14 protein-coding genes and 1 tRNA gene are annotated in these 13,720 nt (G+C 67.2%); 5 read left to right on the plus strand and 10 right to left on the minus strand.

The genetic code is table 11. The annotated features are described in order from the left end of the window. Positions 1-10: 10 nt before the first annotated feature. Positions 11-670, plus strand: a complete 660-nt coding sequence (locus ACW5DN_RS10285; protein WP_456962576.1) for a DUF481 domain-containing protein — start codon at positions 11-13, stop codon at positions 668-670. 15 nt (positions 671-685) lie between these two features. Here the strand turns inward: ACW5DN_RS10285 and hemC are convergent, their stop codons facing one another. The 7 genes from hemC to ACW5DN_RS10320 form a co-directional block, all read right to left on the minus strand. Beyond that, positions 686-1,624, minus strand: coding sequence for a hydroxymethylbilane synthase (gene hemC / locus ACW5DN_RS10290; RefSeq protein WP_456962577.1), 939 nt, complete (start codon positions 1,622-1,624; stop codon positions 686-688). A 16-nt stretch (positions 1,625-1,640) separates the two neighbouring features. After that, positions 1,641-2,366, minus strand: coding sequence for a LytR/AlgR family response regulator transcription factor (locus ACW5DN_RS10295; RefSeq protein WP_456962578.1), 726 nt, complete (start codon positions 2,364-2,366; stop codon positions 1,641-1,643). Between the two features lie 51 nt (positions 2,367-2,417). Next, entirely contained in the window at positions 2,418-3,122 is a 705-nt protein-coding gene (locus ACW5DN_RS10300) for an alpha/beta hydrolase (protein WP_456962579.1), read from the minus strand. A 49-nt stretch (positions 3,123-3,171) separates the two neighbouring features. Beyond that, positions 3,172-4,107, minus strand: coding sequence for a TonB family protein (locus ACW5DN_RS10305; protein WP_456962580.1), 936 nt, complete (start codon positions 4,105-4,107; stop codon positions 3,172-3,174). A gap of 148 nt (positions 4,108-4,255) precedes the next feature. Next, positions 4,256-4,816, minus strand: a complete 561-nt coding sequence (locus ACW5DN_RS10310) for a YceI family protein (RefSeq protein ID WP_456962581.1) — start codon at positions 4,814-4,816, stop codon at positions 4,256-4,258. Between the two features lies 1 nt (position 4,817). After that, positions 4,818-5,426 carry a cytochrome b gene (locus tag ACW5DN_RS10315; RefSeq protein WP_456962582.1) on the minus strand — a complete coding sequence of 203 codons (609 nt, stop codon included), beginning with the start codon at positions 5,424-5,426 and terminating at the stop codon, positions 4,818-4,820. 11 nt (positions 5,427-5,437) lie between these two features. Next, positions 5,438-6,145, minus strand: coding sequence for a pirin family protein (locus tag ACW5DN_RS10320; RefSeq protein WP_456962583.1), 708 nt, complete (start codon positions 6,143-6,145; stop codon positions 5,438-5,440). A gap of 272 nt (positions 6,146-6,417) precedes the next feature. Between ACW5DN_RS10320 and ACW5DN_RS10325 the strand changes: the two genes are divergently transcribed. Further along, positions 6,418-7,824: an amino acid permease gene (locus tag ACW5DN_RS10325; RefSeq protein WP_456962584.1), complete on the plus strand. Its 1,407-nt coding sequence runs from the start codon at positions 6,418-6,420 to the stop codon at positions 7,822-7,824. A gap of 96 nt (positions 7,825-7,920) precedes the next feature. On the opposite strand, the gene ACW5DN_RS10330 is transcribed toward ACW5DN_RS10325, so the two are convergent. The 3 genes from ACW5DN_RS10330 to dtd all read right to left on the minus strand — a co-directional run bounded on the left by ACW5DN_RS10330 (position 7,921) and on the right by dtd (position 10,595). Then, a tRNA-Ile gene (locus ACW5DN_RS10330) sits at positions 7,921-7,993 on the minus strand. Between the two features lie 82 nt (positions 7,994-8,075). After that, on the minus strand, positions 8,076-10,052 hold the full coding sequence (rpoD, locus tag ACW5DN_RS10335) for an RNA polymerase sigma factor RpoD (protein ID WP_456962585.1): 1,977 nt from the start codon (positions 10,050-10,052) through the stop codon (positions 8,076-8,078). Between the two features lie 102 nt (positions 10,053-10,154). Continuing rightward, a complete protein-coding gene (gene dtd, locus ACW5DN_RS10340) occupies positions 10,155-10,595 on the minus strand; it encodes a D-aminoacyl-tRNA deacylase (RefSeq protein WP_456962586.1) in 441 nt (146 codons plus the stop codon). Between the two features lie 50 nt (positions 10,596-10,645). Here dtd and ACW5DN_RS10345 point away from each other — a divergent pair, with 50 nt between their 5' ends. The 3 genes from ACW5DN_RS10345 (at position 10,646) to ACW5DN_RS10355 (ending at position 13,719) form a co-directional block, all read left to right on the plus strand. Further along, positions 10,646-11,587, plus strand: a complete 942-nt coding sequence (locus ACW5DN_RS10345; protein ID WP_456962587.1) for a lauroyl acyltransferase — start codon at positions 10,646-10,648, stop codon at positions 11,585-11,587. A gap of 61 nt (positions 11,588-11,648) precedes the next feature. Continuing rightward, positions 11,649-12,191 carry a PH domain-containing protein gene (locus ACW5DN_RS10350; RefSeq protein WP_456962588.1) on the plus strand — a complete coding sequence of 181 codons (543 nt, stop codon included), beginning with the start codon at positions 11,649-11,651 and terminating at the stop codon, positions 12,189-12,191. Next, entirely contained in the window at positions 12,184-13,719 is a 1,536-nt protein-coding gene (locus ACW5DN_RS10355; RefSeq protein WP_456962589.1) for a PH domain-containing protein, read from the plus strand. The genes ACW5DN_RS10350 and ACW5DN_RS10355 overlap by 8 nt, the downstream gene beginning before the upstream one ends. The last annotated feature ends 1 nt before the right edge of the window (position 13,720 follow it).

Genomic DNA, 13,720 nt, shown 5'->3' on the forward strand with positions numbered 1-13,720 from the left:
ACAGTTGACCATGCTTGGCACTTTGGGGCTGATCCTGCTTACCGGCCCATTCATCACCCTGCCCACAGCGGCGGTTGGCGACCCGGCGCTGATGGCGCTTGGCAGCGACCCTGCGCAGCTGCGGCTGTTCTGCTATTCGACTCGCTGTGGCGATGAAGAATGGCAGCGCGCGGCCTCCCCGCTTGGCAATCATCTGGCGTTCGACAGCAAGCGCGGCGGGCGGCTGAGCTTGCCCGGCAGTGGCCCGTGGATCGGACTGAGCGCACCGGCACGCCCGCGTGATGCCAAGGCGAGCTACGCCAATGACTGGCGTATCGGCACCCGCTACCACCTGCAGGCGCTGCGCAACGGCCCGACCCAACTGGGCGTGCAGTTGGGCGCCGCCTACCGGCTTGCGCCACTCCACGACGATGGCATCAACCTGTCAGGCCCGGTGCTGCGGGGCGAGATCGACATCGGGCACCAGATCACCAAGCGCGCGCGATGGAACCAGACCATCCAGTTCGAAACGGGACAAGGGGCGACGTTCGTCAAGCAGTCGGTTGGCCTGGATGTCGCCTTGTGGCCGTTCTGGACCCTGGAAGGCGACTTCCAGATCCGCCATAACGAGGCCGGTGTCACCGGCACCGAATCGGCGGAGTCGTCGCTGCAGTTGCGGCGACGGTTCTAGCCAGACCCTCGTTAGTCAGCCCCGCGTCGCGGGGAATGACAAAGCTTGCGCCAGCAACTCGCCGGCGCCCTGATCGAGCAACGCCCTGGCGACCTTCGCCCCCAGCGCTTCGGGGGCATCGGCGCTGCCCTCCGCATCGGCACGCACCGCGCCGCCGTTGGCTGCCGAACCGACCAGCCCGTGCAATCGCAAACGCTCGCCGTCAAGCGTGGCCAGACCGGCGACGGGCACGTGGCAGCTGCCGTCCAGGGCGCGGTTCATCGCCCGCTCGGCCTCCACGCAGGTGCGGGTGTGGGCGTGGTCCAGTGCCGCGCAAAGCGCCGCTGTGGCGGCATCGTCGTCGCGGCATTCGATCGCGATCGCCCCCTGCGCCGGTGCCGGCAGCCAGTCCGGCGCCTGCAACCGCGACCGGATCCGGTCATCAAAGCCGAGCCGTTGCAAGCCGGCGCAAGCGAGCACGATCGCGTCGTAATCACCGGCATCGAGCTTGGCCAGCCGCGTGTTGACGTTGCCACGCAGGTCGCGCAGTTGCAGGTCCGGCCGCAGCGCACGCAACTGCGCCTGCCGCCGCAACGACGAGGTGCCAACCACGGCACCCTCGGGCAGGCTGGCGATATCGTCGAAACGGTTGCTGATGAAGGCGTCGGCATAGTCGGCACGTGGCAGGATCGCGGGCAACGCAAAGCCCGGCTCCAGCGCCATCGGCACATCCTTCAGCGAATGCACCGCGCAGTCTGCTTCGCCGCGTTGCATCGCGATCTCCAGCTCCTTCAGGAACAGGCCCTTGCCGCCGATCGCGGCCAGCGAGCGGTCCAGCACCTCGTCGCCGCGGGTACTCATCGGCACCAACTGGACGAGGATTCCGGGATGCGCCGCGCGCAGGGCGTCGGCGACGTGTTCGCTCTGCCACAGGGCGAGCGGGCTCTTGCGGGTGGCGATACGCAGGGTAGTCATGCGGTCATTATCGCCGTTAAAGCTGCTTCAGCACTTCGCGCACCGCGCTCGCGCAGCGCCGACTGACTTCCAGCGGCTCGGCCACGTTCCCGAGCAGTACCGTTACCTGTCCGTCCGGGCTGCGGCGCAGCTCGGTGACCAGGTGACGGGAAACCAGGCAATTGCGATGGATGCGCAGGAAGCGCTCACCGAACTCGTCCTCCAGCGACTTCAACGACGCCTCGATCAGGTCTTCGCCACGCGCGTGGTGGACCACGACGTACTTCTCATCGGCGTACAGGTAATGCACGTCCTCGACCGGGATCAGCCGCAGGCTGCCACGCAGGCGCGCGCAAAGATGGCTGCGCGGGCCACCGGGATGATCACCGCTACGCTCGCGACCGGCGGCAAAGGTACGCACCCGTTCCAGCGCGGCGGCCAGGCGCTCGGCGCGAACCGGCTTGACCAGGTAGTCGATCGCCTCGGCCTCGAATGCCGACAGCGCGTGGATGTCGTAGGCAGTACAGAACACGACCGCCGGACGCGGCTCGAAGGCCGCCAGGTGACGCGCTACTTCCAGTCCGTCGATGCCGGGCATCGCGATGTCCAGCAACACCAGATCGGGGGAATGCTCGGCGCTGGCGTGCAGGGCCTCGGCGCCGTCACAGGCTTCGGCGACCACCTCGATGCCGTCCATGTCCTTCAGCAGTCCGCGCAAGCGCTCGCGCGCCAGTGGTTCGTCGTCGACGATGACTACTTTCATCGGCCTGCCCCTGTAATCGTATGGTCGTGTGAGCTTCGCCGCGTCGCCGTTCTAGCTGGCGGCAAAGCGCGCCGCCAGCCAGTCGCCAAGGTCGCGGATCTGTTCGGCGCAAACCTGATGGGCCATCGGGTAGGCGTGCCAGTCGATTTTGAACCCCAGCGCGCGCAGCCGTTCGGCACTGGCTTGGCCTGCCGCGAACGGCACCACCGGGTCGAACTGGCCGTGGGCCATGAACAGCGGTTGGGTCGGCGCTGCGGCCGGCACCGACTGTTCCAAGCCGGCCAGCGCCGCGGTCGACAGCGGCAAGTAGGTCGACAACGCGACCAGCCCGGCCAGCGGTTCGCTGCGCCGCAGCCCCGCGGCCAGCGCGACCGCGCCACCCTGCGAGAACCCGGCCAGCACAATGCGGTCGGGCGCGATGCCACGCTCGAGCTCGCGGGCGATCAACGCCTCGACCTGCGCCACCGACTGGGTGACCCCGGCCTCGTCGGCGCGGTCGGTCATCTTGTCGGCGTCGAGGCTGACAATGTCGTACCAAGCGCGCATCGACATGCCGTTGTTGATCGTGACCGCGCGCATGGGCGCGTGTGGAAACACGAAGCGCAGTCCCGGCCAACCCTTGCGGACCAGCTCGGGAACGATCGGCGCGAAGTCATTGCCGTCGGCACCGAGGCCATGCAGCCAGATGACGGCCCAGGTCGGGGCCGGGCCGGTTTCGTGCTCGACGGTTTCGAGCAGTTGGGCGGTATCGTTCATCGCACCATTGTCGCCGTTGTGCCTCGAGGCGGCCAGCGACCAAGCGCCGTCACCCTTCGGGCAGGGTGAAGTTGACCACACGGTTGGTAGTGACCGCGGTCGCGCCGGGCTCGAACCGCCAGCGCCTCGCCGCCGCGATCGCAGCCTCGTCGAACACACCTTCGGGATTGGCCGAAAGCAGCCGCGGCGCGCTGACGCTGCCGTCCGGCTTGATGGTGAAAGCGACCTGGACGTGGCCCTCGATGCCGCGCCGCAATGCCGACAACGGGTATCGTGGAGCGGCATCCTGGAGCAGGCGCGGAATCGCCGGCTTTGGCTTTGATTGCGGCCGCGTCGGCGGAGGGACGGGTTCGACGCTCGCCAGCTCGACGCGCGGCGGCTGGGCCGGGGGCTCCGACGGCGAGGCCACGATGGCGGGCGCGGCCGCCGCCGTTGGCGCCGGTTTGCCCGGGTCGGCAACAAGTACCAGCGCCGACGTTGATGCCCGCCGCGACGACTCGCTGGCTGCGCGTTCCATCTCGGCCTGGCGCGCTTGATGCAATGCCTGCAGACCCTCGCCCAACCGCGGCAAGGCTGGCGTATCGGCGTCGATCCGTCGCAACAGCGCCAACAAGCGATCCGCCTCGTACACATCCTCCTGCACGATCGCCTGCTCGGTGGCGATCACCATGTACGGCGACAACTCGGCCAGCGCCGCGCCCACTCCCGCGTCATTGAGCCGCTGCTCGCGCAGCGCCAGGTAGTAGTCAATCGCGCTGTCGCCGACCGGCGAGTGGATGCGGTTTTCAGCCATCGCCGCCATGGCGAGCACGGCGAGATCGCCGCGGCGTGGGTCGATGCGCTTTTCGATGACGTCACGCGCCGGCACCGCCGGCCCGGCGGCAGCTGAGGAGGTGCCATCCACCGGCGCCGGTCCGCACCCGGTCACGAATGCCGAGGTCGCCAGCACGGCCAGCATCGCCGCGTGCCCCAATCGATCCGCCATGCCCATGTTTGCGCCCCCTACGCACGAAACAACGGGCAGGCTAGCCGAGGAGTGTGTCGATTATGCGGCGCCGCTGGCCACCCGATACATCGCGGGCCTACCGGCTCTTCGCTTCGGGAATGGGGCCAGCGGCAGTGAAGAAGGAGGTTCAGGGCGCGCGCGAGAACCGGACGCGGGTCGAAATGGCGACCTCGTCCGGGATGATGCCGATGTCGGCCCAGTCACCGCCGCCGACCCCGAACGCCAGGCGCTCGACCTTCGCCCTGCCCGACAGCACCGGCGCCTCGCTCGGTGTCCAGGTGAACGTGAGCGTGACCGGCTTTCCCACGCCGCGCAGGCTGAGCGTGCCATCGGCGGCGTACTCGTTGCCACCCAGGCTACGGAAACCCTCGGCGGTGTAGCGCGCCTGCGCAAACTTCGCGACGTTAAAAAAATCCGGGCTCTGCAACGTGTCGTTGCGCTCGGGGTTCTGGGTGTCCGCCCCGGCCAGTGGAATCAGCACGTCGAGCCTTGCGTCCTGCGGGGCCGCCGGGTCGAAGCTGAGGGTGGTACGGAAGCCGGGGAACTGGCCAGTGAAGATCTCGCCCTGGTACTCGCTGGCGAAGGTCAGCGCACCCGAAGACTGGACATAGTCCGCAGCGTTGGCGGGACCGGCAACCAGGCCGGCGGTGGCGAGGGAAAAGAACAACAGGGAATGCTTGAAGGTCATGTCAGTGTTCCAGATCAAAGGTAGAAGTAGGAGGGGTCTGCTTGCCGCCCCGGATGCGCGGCAACATGCGCAACAACGTGTCATCTCGTTGCACGAAGTGGTGGTACAGGGCCGCGCCGGCATGCAGGGCTACCAGCAGCACCAGCAGCCAGAATCCCCACTCGTGCACATTGCCGGCCAGCTCGGCCAACCCGGTATCGCGTCCGGCGATCGGGGGCAGATTGAATTGCTTGAACCACTGCAACGGGTAACCGGAGGCGGAGTTGAACAGCCATCCGCTCACCGGCATCGCGAACAGCAACACGTAGAGCCCGACATGGGTCAGCGATGCGATCCGCTCCTGCCAGGCCGGCGTGCCAGCCACCGGCCTGGGCGCACGGGCCAGCAGCCGCCACGCCAGTCGCACCACCACCAGCGCCAGCAGGGTGAGCCCCAGTGACTTGTGCAGCGCATAGGCGTTGATCTTCGCCGGCGTGTTGGGCATGTCGACCATCGACAGCCCCCGCCACGCCAGCCAGACGATCAGCGCCAGCGTGGCCCAGTGCAGCAGTTGGCTCACCGGTGACCAGCGGTCGGGACGGCGCTTGCCGGCACTGTCCTTGAGACTCATCCCGGCCGGCCTCATTGCAGCTGCGGCAGGTCGAAGACGAGGATCTCGGCACCTTCGCCGCGCTCGATCAGCACCTTCGACTCGTCGGCATACAGCAACGCGTCACCGGCGGAGACGGCGTGACCGTTCACCACCGCGCTGCCGCGGGCCATGTGCACGTAGCCCAGGCGGCCGGGTGCCAGCTCCAGCACGGCCGCTTCGCCGGTGTCGAACAGCCCGGCGTACATCCGTGCGTCCTGGTGGATCAGCACCGAACCGTCGGCGCTGTCCGGGCTGGCCAGCAGCCGCAGGCGGCCGCGCTTCTCGGCCTCCGGGAACGTCTTCTGCTCATAGCCGGGCTGAATGCCGCGCACGGAGGGGATGATCCAGATCTGCAGGAAGTGCGTGGTCTTGCCCTGCTCGTGGTTGTACTCGGAGTGGGTGACGCCGGTGCCAGCGCTCATCCGCTGCACCTCGCCCGGCACGATGGTGGCGCCGGTGCCCATGGAGTCGCGGTGGGCCAGCGTGCCATCGAGGACGTAACTGATGATCTCCATGTCCTGGTGCGGGTGGGTGCCGAAGCCCTTGCCGCCTTGCACCCGATCTTCGTTGATGACCCGCAGCGGGCCCCAGTGCATGTGGTTCGGGTCGTGGTAACCGGCGAACGAGAAGCTGTGGTGGGAGTCAAGCCAGCCGTGGTTGGCGTGGCCGCGTTCCGAGGCGGGGCGCAAAGTGATCATGTCGGCGGTCTCCGTGTTCAAGGGCGACGGTGCGTCGCCTGATGCAAACAGCTTGATTGATATCACAATTAGGATAAACAGACAGATTTATATCTATACGTTCTATATTTGGCACAATGCCTTTGTGTGACCACCAGCGGCACCTCATGGCGACGATACCTGCGTTGCCGGCCAGCCCCGGCGCACCGGCCACTACCCCAGAACGACCGCCGCCCCGCGAATCGCACTGACGGGTATCGTTGCGGGCTCGCCACTCGCAGCCCGTCCACCGAATGTCCTTTCCTCCGCAGCTATCCAGCAACACCTCCGCCAGCTCTCCCACCGCCGGCGAGCCGCGGCTTCAGCATGCCTTGAAGCCCCGCCAGCTGATCATGATGGGCCTGGGCACCGCCATCGGCGCGGGCCTGTTCCTCGGCTCGGGCGTGGGCGTGCAGGCGGCGGGGCCGGCGGTGCTGGTCTCCTATCTGATCGCCGGCGCGCTGGTGATCATCGTGATGCACGCGCTGGGCGAGATGGCCGCCGCGCGTCCGTCCAGCGGCGCGTTCTCGGTCTATGCCGCCGACGCGATGGGGCCGACTGCGGGCGCCACCGTCGGCTGGCTGTGGTGGCTGCAGGTCGTGATCGTGGTCGCGGCCGAGTCGGTCGGTGCCGCCGGACTGCTGGCCACGGTCTGGCCCTCGTTGCCGGTGCCCTGGCTGTCGCTGTTGTTCATGGCGATATTCACCGCGATCAACCTGCTGGGCGTGCGCAACTTCGGCGAGTTCGAGTTCTGGTTCGCGATCATCAAGGTGATCGCGATCCTCGCCTTCATCGCCATCGGCGCGGCGCTGCTGCTCGGACTCCTGCCGGCGGCACCCTCGCCGGGGCTATCCAACTTCACCGCCCACGGCGGCTTCGCGCCCAAGGGTCTGGCCGGGATTGGCGCGGCCTTGCTGGTGGTGGTGTTCGCGTTCGGCGGCACCGAGATCGTCGCCATCGCCGCCGCCGAATCCGAGCAGCCAGGACGCAGTCTCGCCCGCGCGATCCGTACCGTCGCCTGGCGCATCCTCGTGTTTTACATCGGCTCGATCGCGGTGATCATCGCGGTGGTGCCGTGGACCAGCGACGCATTGAAGTCGCCGTTCGCGGCGGTGCTGCAGGTCGCCGCGATCCCGGGTGCCGCCACCGCGATCACCCTGGTCGCGGTGATCGCGCTGCTGTCGGCGCTCAACGCCAACCTCTATGGCGCCTCGCGGATGATCTTCTCGCTGGCCGAGCGCGGCGAGGCGCCTCGCGGCCTGGCCCGGGTGAACCGCCGCATGGTGCCGCTGGTCGCGGTGCTGGCAAGCGTCACATTCGGGTTCTTTGCCACCCTGCTGGAGCTGTGGTTCCCCGAGCGGGTGTTGCCCGCGCTGCTCAACCTGGTCGGATCGACCTGCCTGATGGTATGGACGATCACCCTGGTCTCGCAGCTGATCCTGCGCCGTCGCGCGGACCGGGCCGGCGCACCGTTGCCGTTCCGCATGCGCGGTTTCCCGTACGTGACCTGGCTGGGCCTGGCGATCCTTGCATTGATCTTCGCGCTGACGCTGCTGTCGCCCGACTCGCGGCTGCAACTGCTGTCCACGTTCGTGCTGACGCTGGCCATCGCCGCGGCCTGCAAGGTCGCGTGGCGGGCGCGGAACAGAACCGCTGTCTGAAACGCGGGAGACGAACGTCTCGATCAGCCGCTGGAGCCGATGCCCGAGCATGTGGCGGCGATGCGACGGCAGCGCAGCGAGATGGCCATCGAAAAATGGGCCCACCAGGACTCGAACCTGGAACCAACGAATTATGAGTTCGCTGCTCTAACCATTGAGCTATAGGCCCGCATCGCGGGGTGCAATTGTAGCCTGCGGAAACGCGAAGCCCCGCGCTTGGCGGGGCTTCGGGTAGATCCGGGACTGCGGGGTTACTCGATGTCGAGGAAGCTGCGCAGTTGCTCCGAGCGGGTCGGATGACGCAGCTTGCGCAACGCCTTGGCCTCGATCTGGCGGATCCGCTCGCGGGTGACATCGAACTGCTTGCCGACTTCTTCCAGGGTGTGGTCGGTGTTCATGTCGATGCCGAAGCGCATGCGCAGCACCTTCGCCTCACGCGGGGTCAGGCCGGACAGCACGTCGCGCACGGTTTCGGTCAGGTTGATGTTGACCGTCGCCTCCACCGGGGACTCCACGTTGGTGTCCTCGATGAAATCACCCAGGTGGGAGTCCTCGTCGTCGCCGATCGGGGTCTCCATGGAGATCGGTTCCTTGGCGATCTTCATCACCTTGCGAACCTTGTCCTCGGGCATCTCCATCTCTTTGGCCAACTCTTCCGGCGTCGCCTCGCGGCCGTACTGCTGGAGCATCTGGCGCGAGATCCGGTTGAGCTTGTTGATCGTCTCGATCATGTGCACCGGGATGCGGATGGTGCGTGCCTGGTCGGCAATCGAGCGTGTGATCGCCTGGCGGATCCACCAGGTGGCGTAGGTCGAGAACTTGAAGCCGCGGCGATGCTCGAACTTGTCGACCGCCTTCATCAGGCCGATGTTGCCTTCCTGGATCAGGTCGAGGAACTGCAGGCCGCGGTTGGTGTACTTCTTGGCAATCGAGATCACCAGGCGCAGGTTGGCCTCGACCATCTCGCGCTTGGCCTTGCGGGCCCGGGTCTCGCCATAGGCCATGGTGCGGCTGATATCGCGCAGGTCGCCCAGGGTCATGCGCATCGCCAGCTCGGTGGCAATGGTGGCCTCCTGCTCGGCGATGATCTGGTCCTTGACGTCACGCAGGCCGGACGCCCACTTCTGCTTGCGCTTGAGCAGCTCGTCGACCCACTCCAGGTTGGTCTGATTGCCATCCCAGGAGCGGATGAAGTCCTTGCGCGGCATCTTGGCGACGCGGGTCGACAGCTCCAGGATCCGGCGCTCGTGGCGCTTGATCTCGGCCTGGGTGTCGCGCATGTTCTGCACCAGCGCATCAATCAGCGGCAACGGCAGCTTGAGGGTGACGAACACCTCGGCCATGTCCTCGCGCAGCTTGGTCACGGACTTGTGGCTCGGGCCGTGCTTGGCGTAGGCCTTCTCGAACTTGGCGTACAGCCCGCTCAGGTACTCGAAGCGACTGGTGACCTCGGCCGGATTCGGGCCGGTCGGGCCGTCATCGGCGACGTCATCATCATCCTCGTCCTCGTCGTCATCTTCGTCGGCATCGTCATCACTGCCCTTTTCGGCCTGCCTGGCCGCTTCCCTTGCTTCCTTGGCGGCCTGCTTTGCGGCCCGCGCCTCTTCCCTTGCGGCCCTGGCGTCCAGCTCTTCCTGCCTTTCTTCCGGGCTGATCGACATCGCCTCACGCGGCGGCGGGGCCACGGTCGGGTCGTTGAGCTGATCCAGGAAGCCAACCAGCAACTCGGCCAGGCGCTTCTTGCCCGCCTTGTGCAGCTCGTAATCCTGCAGGATCAACTCGATCGTGCCCGGGAACAGGCCGGCCGAAGCCTGGACCTGGTTCAGGCCATCTTCGATGCGTTTGGCGATCTCGATCTCGCCCTCGCGGGTCAGCAGGTCGACCGTGCCCATCTCGCGCATGTACATCCGCACCGGGTCGGTGGTGCGGCCACCTTCGGCGTCGAGGCTGGTCAATGCGGCCGCAGCTTCCTCGGCGGTGCTTTCGTCCACCTCGCGGGCACTGGCGCTGCTGTCGCCAATCGACAGCGTGTCGGCATCGGGTGCAACTTCGTGCACTTCGATGCCCATGCCGTTGATCATCGCAATGACGTCTTCGATCTGCTCTGCATCGACGATATCGTCGGGCAGGTGATCGTTGACCTCCGCGTAGGTCAGGTAGCCTTGTTCCAGGCCCTTGCTGATCAGCGATTTGATATCGGACTGGGGAGCCTGACGTTCGTTTGCCATACGGCTGCGCCACCATGTAATGGGGAGGAAGGAACCTTCTATTATACCAGCGTCTGGCGCCACCGCCTGAAAGCAAGCTGTGGCAGGGGATGGCGCCGGGGATCAGGCCCGAAGAAGGAAGCTGACCGGGCCATCGTTGACCAGACCTATCACCATATGGGCACCGAAGCGGCCGGTTTCCACCCCTGCAGGGTGCCGGGCCCGGCAGGTTTGCAGCAATTGGTTGAACACCGGTTCAGCCAGGTCGGGCGCCGCGGCGGTACTGAAGCCCGGCCGCATGCCACTGGAGGTATCCGCGGCCAGGGTGAACTGGCTGACCAGCAACAATCCACCCCCGGTATTGCCCAGGCTCAGGTTCATGCGGCCCTGCTGGTCTGCAAACACCCGGTAGCCGAGCAAGCGCTCCGCCATTCGCGCGACCTGCGCGTCGCCGTCCGCGGGTTCAATACCGACCAGTGCCAGCAAACCCGGGCCGATGGCACCGATCAACTCACCGTCGACGCGGACGCTGGCCTGGGTGACGCGCTGGATGAGGGCAAGCATCGGCACACGATACCGACCGTGGCGAGGCTGGGGTAGCTACACTGCCGCCGATGACCACGTTTGTCGCCCACTTGCTGTATCTGATTGTCGCCGCGCTGACCCGGCTGCCCTGGCGGTGGCTGTATCGGCTGGGTGACGCGGTGGCGGCGCGAAGCCTGCGCGCCAACAGCCGCGCATCGCGGGTGACCGCATGCAACCTGGCCTTGGCCTACCCCGAGTTGCTACCCGGCCAGCGCGACCAGCTGCGTCAATCGATCCTGCGCAATACGGCACGGCAACTGGTCGAGACGCTGCGGCTGTGGACCCGCCCGCATGCGGAGAACCTAGCCCTGATCAGCGAGATGCACGGGCTGGAACACCTGGATGCCGCACTCGCGACCGGCGAGGGCGTCATCATTGCCGCGCCCCATCACGGCAACTGGGAGCTGTTGAACCAGTGGCTCGCCTCGCGCACGCCGTTGGCGATCCTGTACGCGCCGCCGGACTCGGCGATTGGCGAGGCGTTCCTGCAACGGGTGCGCGCCGATGACGGGGCTGCCGCGCGGGTGACCCAGGTCCGCGCCGAAGGGGCGGGAGTGCGCCAGTTGTTCAAGCGACTGGCCAGTGGCGGCGTGGTCGGCATCCTGCCCGACCAGCAGCCCAAGCTGGGCGATGGCGAGTTCGGCCCGTTTTTTGGCCACGAGGCCTTGACCATGACCCTGCTCGGCCGGCTCGCCGCACGCAGCGGCGCCACGGTGGTGGTCGCGTGGTGCGAACGGATCGACGGCGGCACCGGCAGCAAGGGTCCGCGGTTCGCCCTGCATATCGTGCCGGCGCCCGCCGCGGTGGCCGACCCCGACCCCAAAGTCAGTGTCACTGCGCTCAACGCGGCCATCGAGCGCGTTGCACGGCGCGACCCGGCGCAGTACCAATGGACCTACAAACGTTTCTCGCGGCAGCCACACGGTAGCGGCGAGGAGAATCCGTACTGGCCGCAGTGCTACCGGCGCTAGCGCGGGCCAGCGCCAGGCCAGCGCGGCCAACCAGGGGAATTCCGATGCACAGGCACTCACGATGAACCGCGACCCGGCGACCGACCCGGTTGGATCCATTGATTTTCCGGATCGGCCCGGGCGACCGGACGCGTCCGCGTGGCAGCCATTGCCGCCACGCTCGCGGGCGTTGTTCCTGCTCGGCACTGTGCCCGCGCTCGCCCTGGCGGGATTGCTTGCCTTTGCGGTGGCCACCGCCGCCATGGAGCTGTCCCTGGTTGGCGCGATCGCCACCGCGGCGCTGGGGGCGGCACTGGGCGGCGGATTCGGCCTGTGGCTGGGCTTGAAGCAATACCGCCACACGTTCTGGCGACTCGATGAAAACGGCTTGGCGCTGCGCCGTGGAAAACTGTGGCGACACGAGACCCGGGTGCCCGCGAGCCGGGTCCAGCACCTGGACATCAAGCGCGGCCCGCTGCAACGCCGCCGCCAGCTGGCAACACTGGTCGTCCACACCGCCGGGACCCGCCACAGCGCGGTGACCGTGCCCAACCTGGACGCCGACGATGCCGGACGGCTGCGTGACCGTCTCGGCCATCAAATCGACGACGGCGACGATGACTGACGCCGAGCCGGGCCACGCCCCGGTGGAGACCTCACTGGACAACGCCGGCGACGTCGAGCACCGGCTGCATCCGATGTCGTGGCTGTTCGTGTTGTTGGCACAGCTCAGGCAATTCATCGTGCCGCTGCTGGCCCTGCTGGTATTCGGCGGCGGCGGCTCCAGCGGCTACGGCGACAGCGCGTGGTGGCCATTGATCGGCGTCGGCGCGCTGGCGCTGGTGTCGCTGTGGCACTACTTCACTTACCACTACCGCGTCGGTGACGATGCGTTGGTGGTACGCAGCGGCCTGCTTGAGCGCAGCGTGCGGGTGATCCCGTTTGTCCGCATCCACAATGTCGCCTTGCAGCAATCATTGCTGCATCGGCTTTTTGGCGTCGCCGAGGTACGGCTTGAATCGGCCGGCGGCACCAAGCCCGAAGCCGAGATGCGGGTGCTCAAGCTCGACGATGCGTTGGCGCTTGAGGCACTGGTGCGCCGCCGTGCCCGCTCCAGCGCCGGCACAATCGCGCCCACCACCACAACGGCCAGCGCCACGTTGCTGGAGCTGCCAATGGGTGAGGTGTTGCGGCTGGGACTGGTGTCCAACCGCGGGTTGATCCTGTTGGCGGCGGCATTCGGCGGTATCGCCCAGTTCAACGGTGAGCTGATGCCACGCGTGTTCGAGCAATGGGGCGAGACGCTGTTTGGCTGGGCCGGCGAGCGCCATTTTGGCACTGCCGAGTTTGCACTCGCCGCGGTCAGTCTGGTGGTGCTGGTAGTGCTGCTATTGCGGTTGCTGTCGGTCGCCCTGGCGTTGCTGCAGTACTACGGCTTTCGGCTCAGCGAGCAGGATCGCCGGCTGACCGTCGAACGCGGCCTGTTGGGCCGCTGGCGCACCAGCGCATCGCGCCGCCGGATCCAGGCGGGAACCCTGCACGAGGGTTTGATGCACCGCTGGCTGGGGCGGCAATCGTTGAAGGTCGACACCGCCGTGGCCGAGCAGCAAAACCAGTCGCGTGCGTTGCGCGATATCGCGCCCATTGCCACACCACGACAATGCGCCGACCTGATCCGGAACCTGCTGCCGCGCGGGCATTGGGACCAGCTCGACTGGCAGCCGGTGCCGGTGATCAGCTGGGTGCGTCGATGGCTGCCGTCATTGCCGCTGACATTGCTGGTCGCTGCGCTACTGGGATCGGAATTTGGCCGCTGGGGCTTGCTCGCGCTGGCGTGGCTGCCGTGGGCCGCCTTCAAGGCACGGCGACGTGCGGCGTGGGCCGCCTGGGCGCTGGGCGACGAGTTGGTCGCGGTGCGCGAGGGTTGGCTGGACCGGCATTGGCGGTTTGCCGAGATCGACAAACTGCAGGCGCTGCGGTTGTCGCGCAACCCGCTGGACCGCTATTGCGGTACCGCCTCGGTGTGGCTGGACACCGCCGGTGCCGGCGCGACGTCGCTGCCGTTGCGGATCCGGTTCGTGCCCGAAGCGCAGGCGCTGGCGATTTACCAGCGGCTGTCCGCCGAGTTGGCGCATCGACGGCTGCGGTGGTGAT

The sequence above is a fragment of the Lysobacter sp. A289 genome (assembly GCF_054072675.1).

Bases quoted from the DNA above. Each gene is read 5' to 3' on its own strand.
- ACW5DN_RS10285 (WP_456962576.1), top strand. From the start codon at position 11: ATGCTTGGCACTTTGGGGCTGATCCTGCTTACCGGCCCATTCATCACC.
- hemC (WP_456962577.1), bottom strand. From the start codon at position 1,624: ATGACTACCCTGCGTATCGCCACCCGCAAGAGCCCGCTCGCCCTGTGG.
- ACW5DN_RS10295 (WP_456962578.1), bottom strand. From the start codon at position 2,366: ATGAAAGTAGTCATCGTCGACGACGAACCACTGGCGCGCGAGCGCTTG.
- ACW5DN_RS10300 (WP_456962579.1), bottom strand. From the start codon at position 3,122: ATGAACGATACCGCCCAACTGCTCGAAACCGTCGAGCACGAAACCGGC.
- ACW5DN_RS10305 (WP_456962580.1), bottom strand. From the start codon at position 4,107: ATGGCGGATCGATTGGGGCACGCGGCGATGCTGGCCGTGCTGGCGACC.
- ACW5DN_RS10310 (WP_456962581.1), bottom strand. From the start codon at position 4,816: ATGACCTTCAAGCATTCCCTGTTGTTCTTTTCCCTCGCCACCGCCGGC.
- ACW5DN_RS10315 (WP_456962582.1), bottom strand. From the start codon at position 5,426: ATGAGTCTCAAGGACAGTGCCGGCAAGCGCCGTCCCGACCGCTGGTCA.
- ACW5DN_RS10320 (WP_456962583.1), bottom strand. From the start codon at position 6,145: ATGATCACTTTGCGCCCCGCCTCGGAACGCGGCCACGCCAACCACGGC.
- ACW5DN_RS10325 (WP_456962584.1), top strand. From the start codon at position 6,418: ATGTCCTTTCCTCCGCAGCTATCCAGCAACACCTCCGCCAGCTCTCCC.
- rpoD (WP_456962585.1), bottom strand. From the start codon at position 10,052: ATGGCAAACGAACGTCAGGCTCCCCAGTCCGATATCAAATCGCTGATC.
- dtd (WP_456962586.1), bottom strand. From the start codon at position 10,595: ATGCTTGCCCTCATCCAGCGCGTCACCCAGGCCAGCGTCCGCGTCGAC.
- ACW5DN_RS10345 (WP_456962587.1), top strand. From the start codon at position 10,646: ATGACCACGTTTGTCGCCCACTTGCTGTATCTGATTGTCGCCGCGCTG.
- ACW5DN_RS10350 (WP_456962588.1), top strand. From the start codon at position 11,649: ATGAACCGCGACCCGGCGACCGACCCGGTTGGATCCATTGATTTTCCG.
- ACW5DN_RS10355 (WP_456962589.1), top strand. From the start codon at position 12,184: ATGACTGACGCCGAGCCGGGCCACGCCCCGGTGGAGACCTCACTGGAC.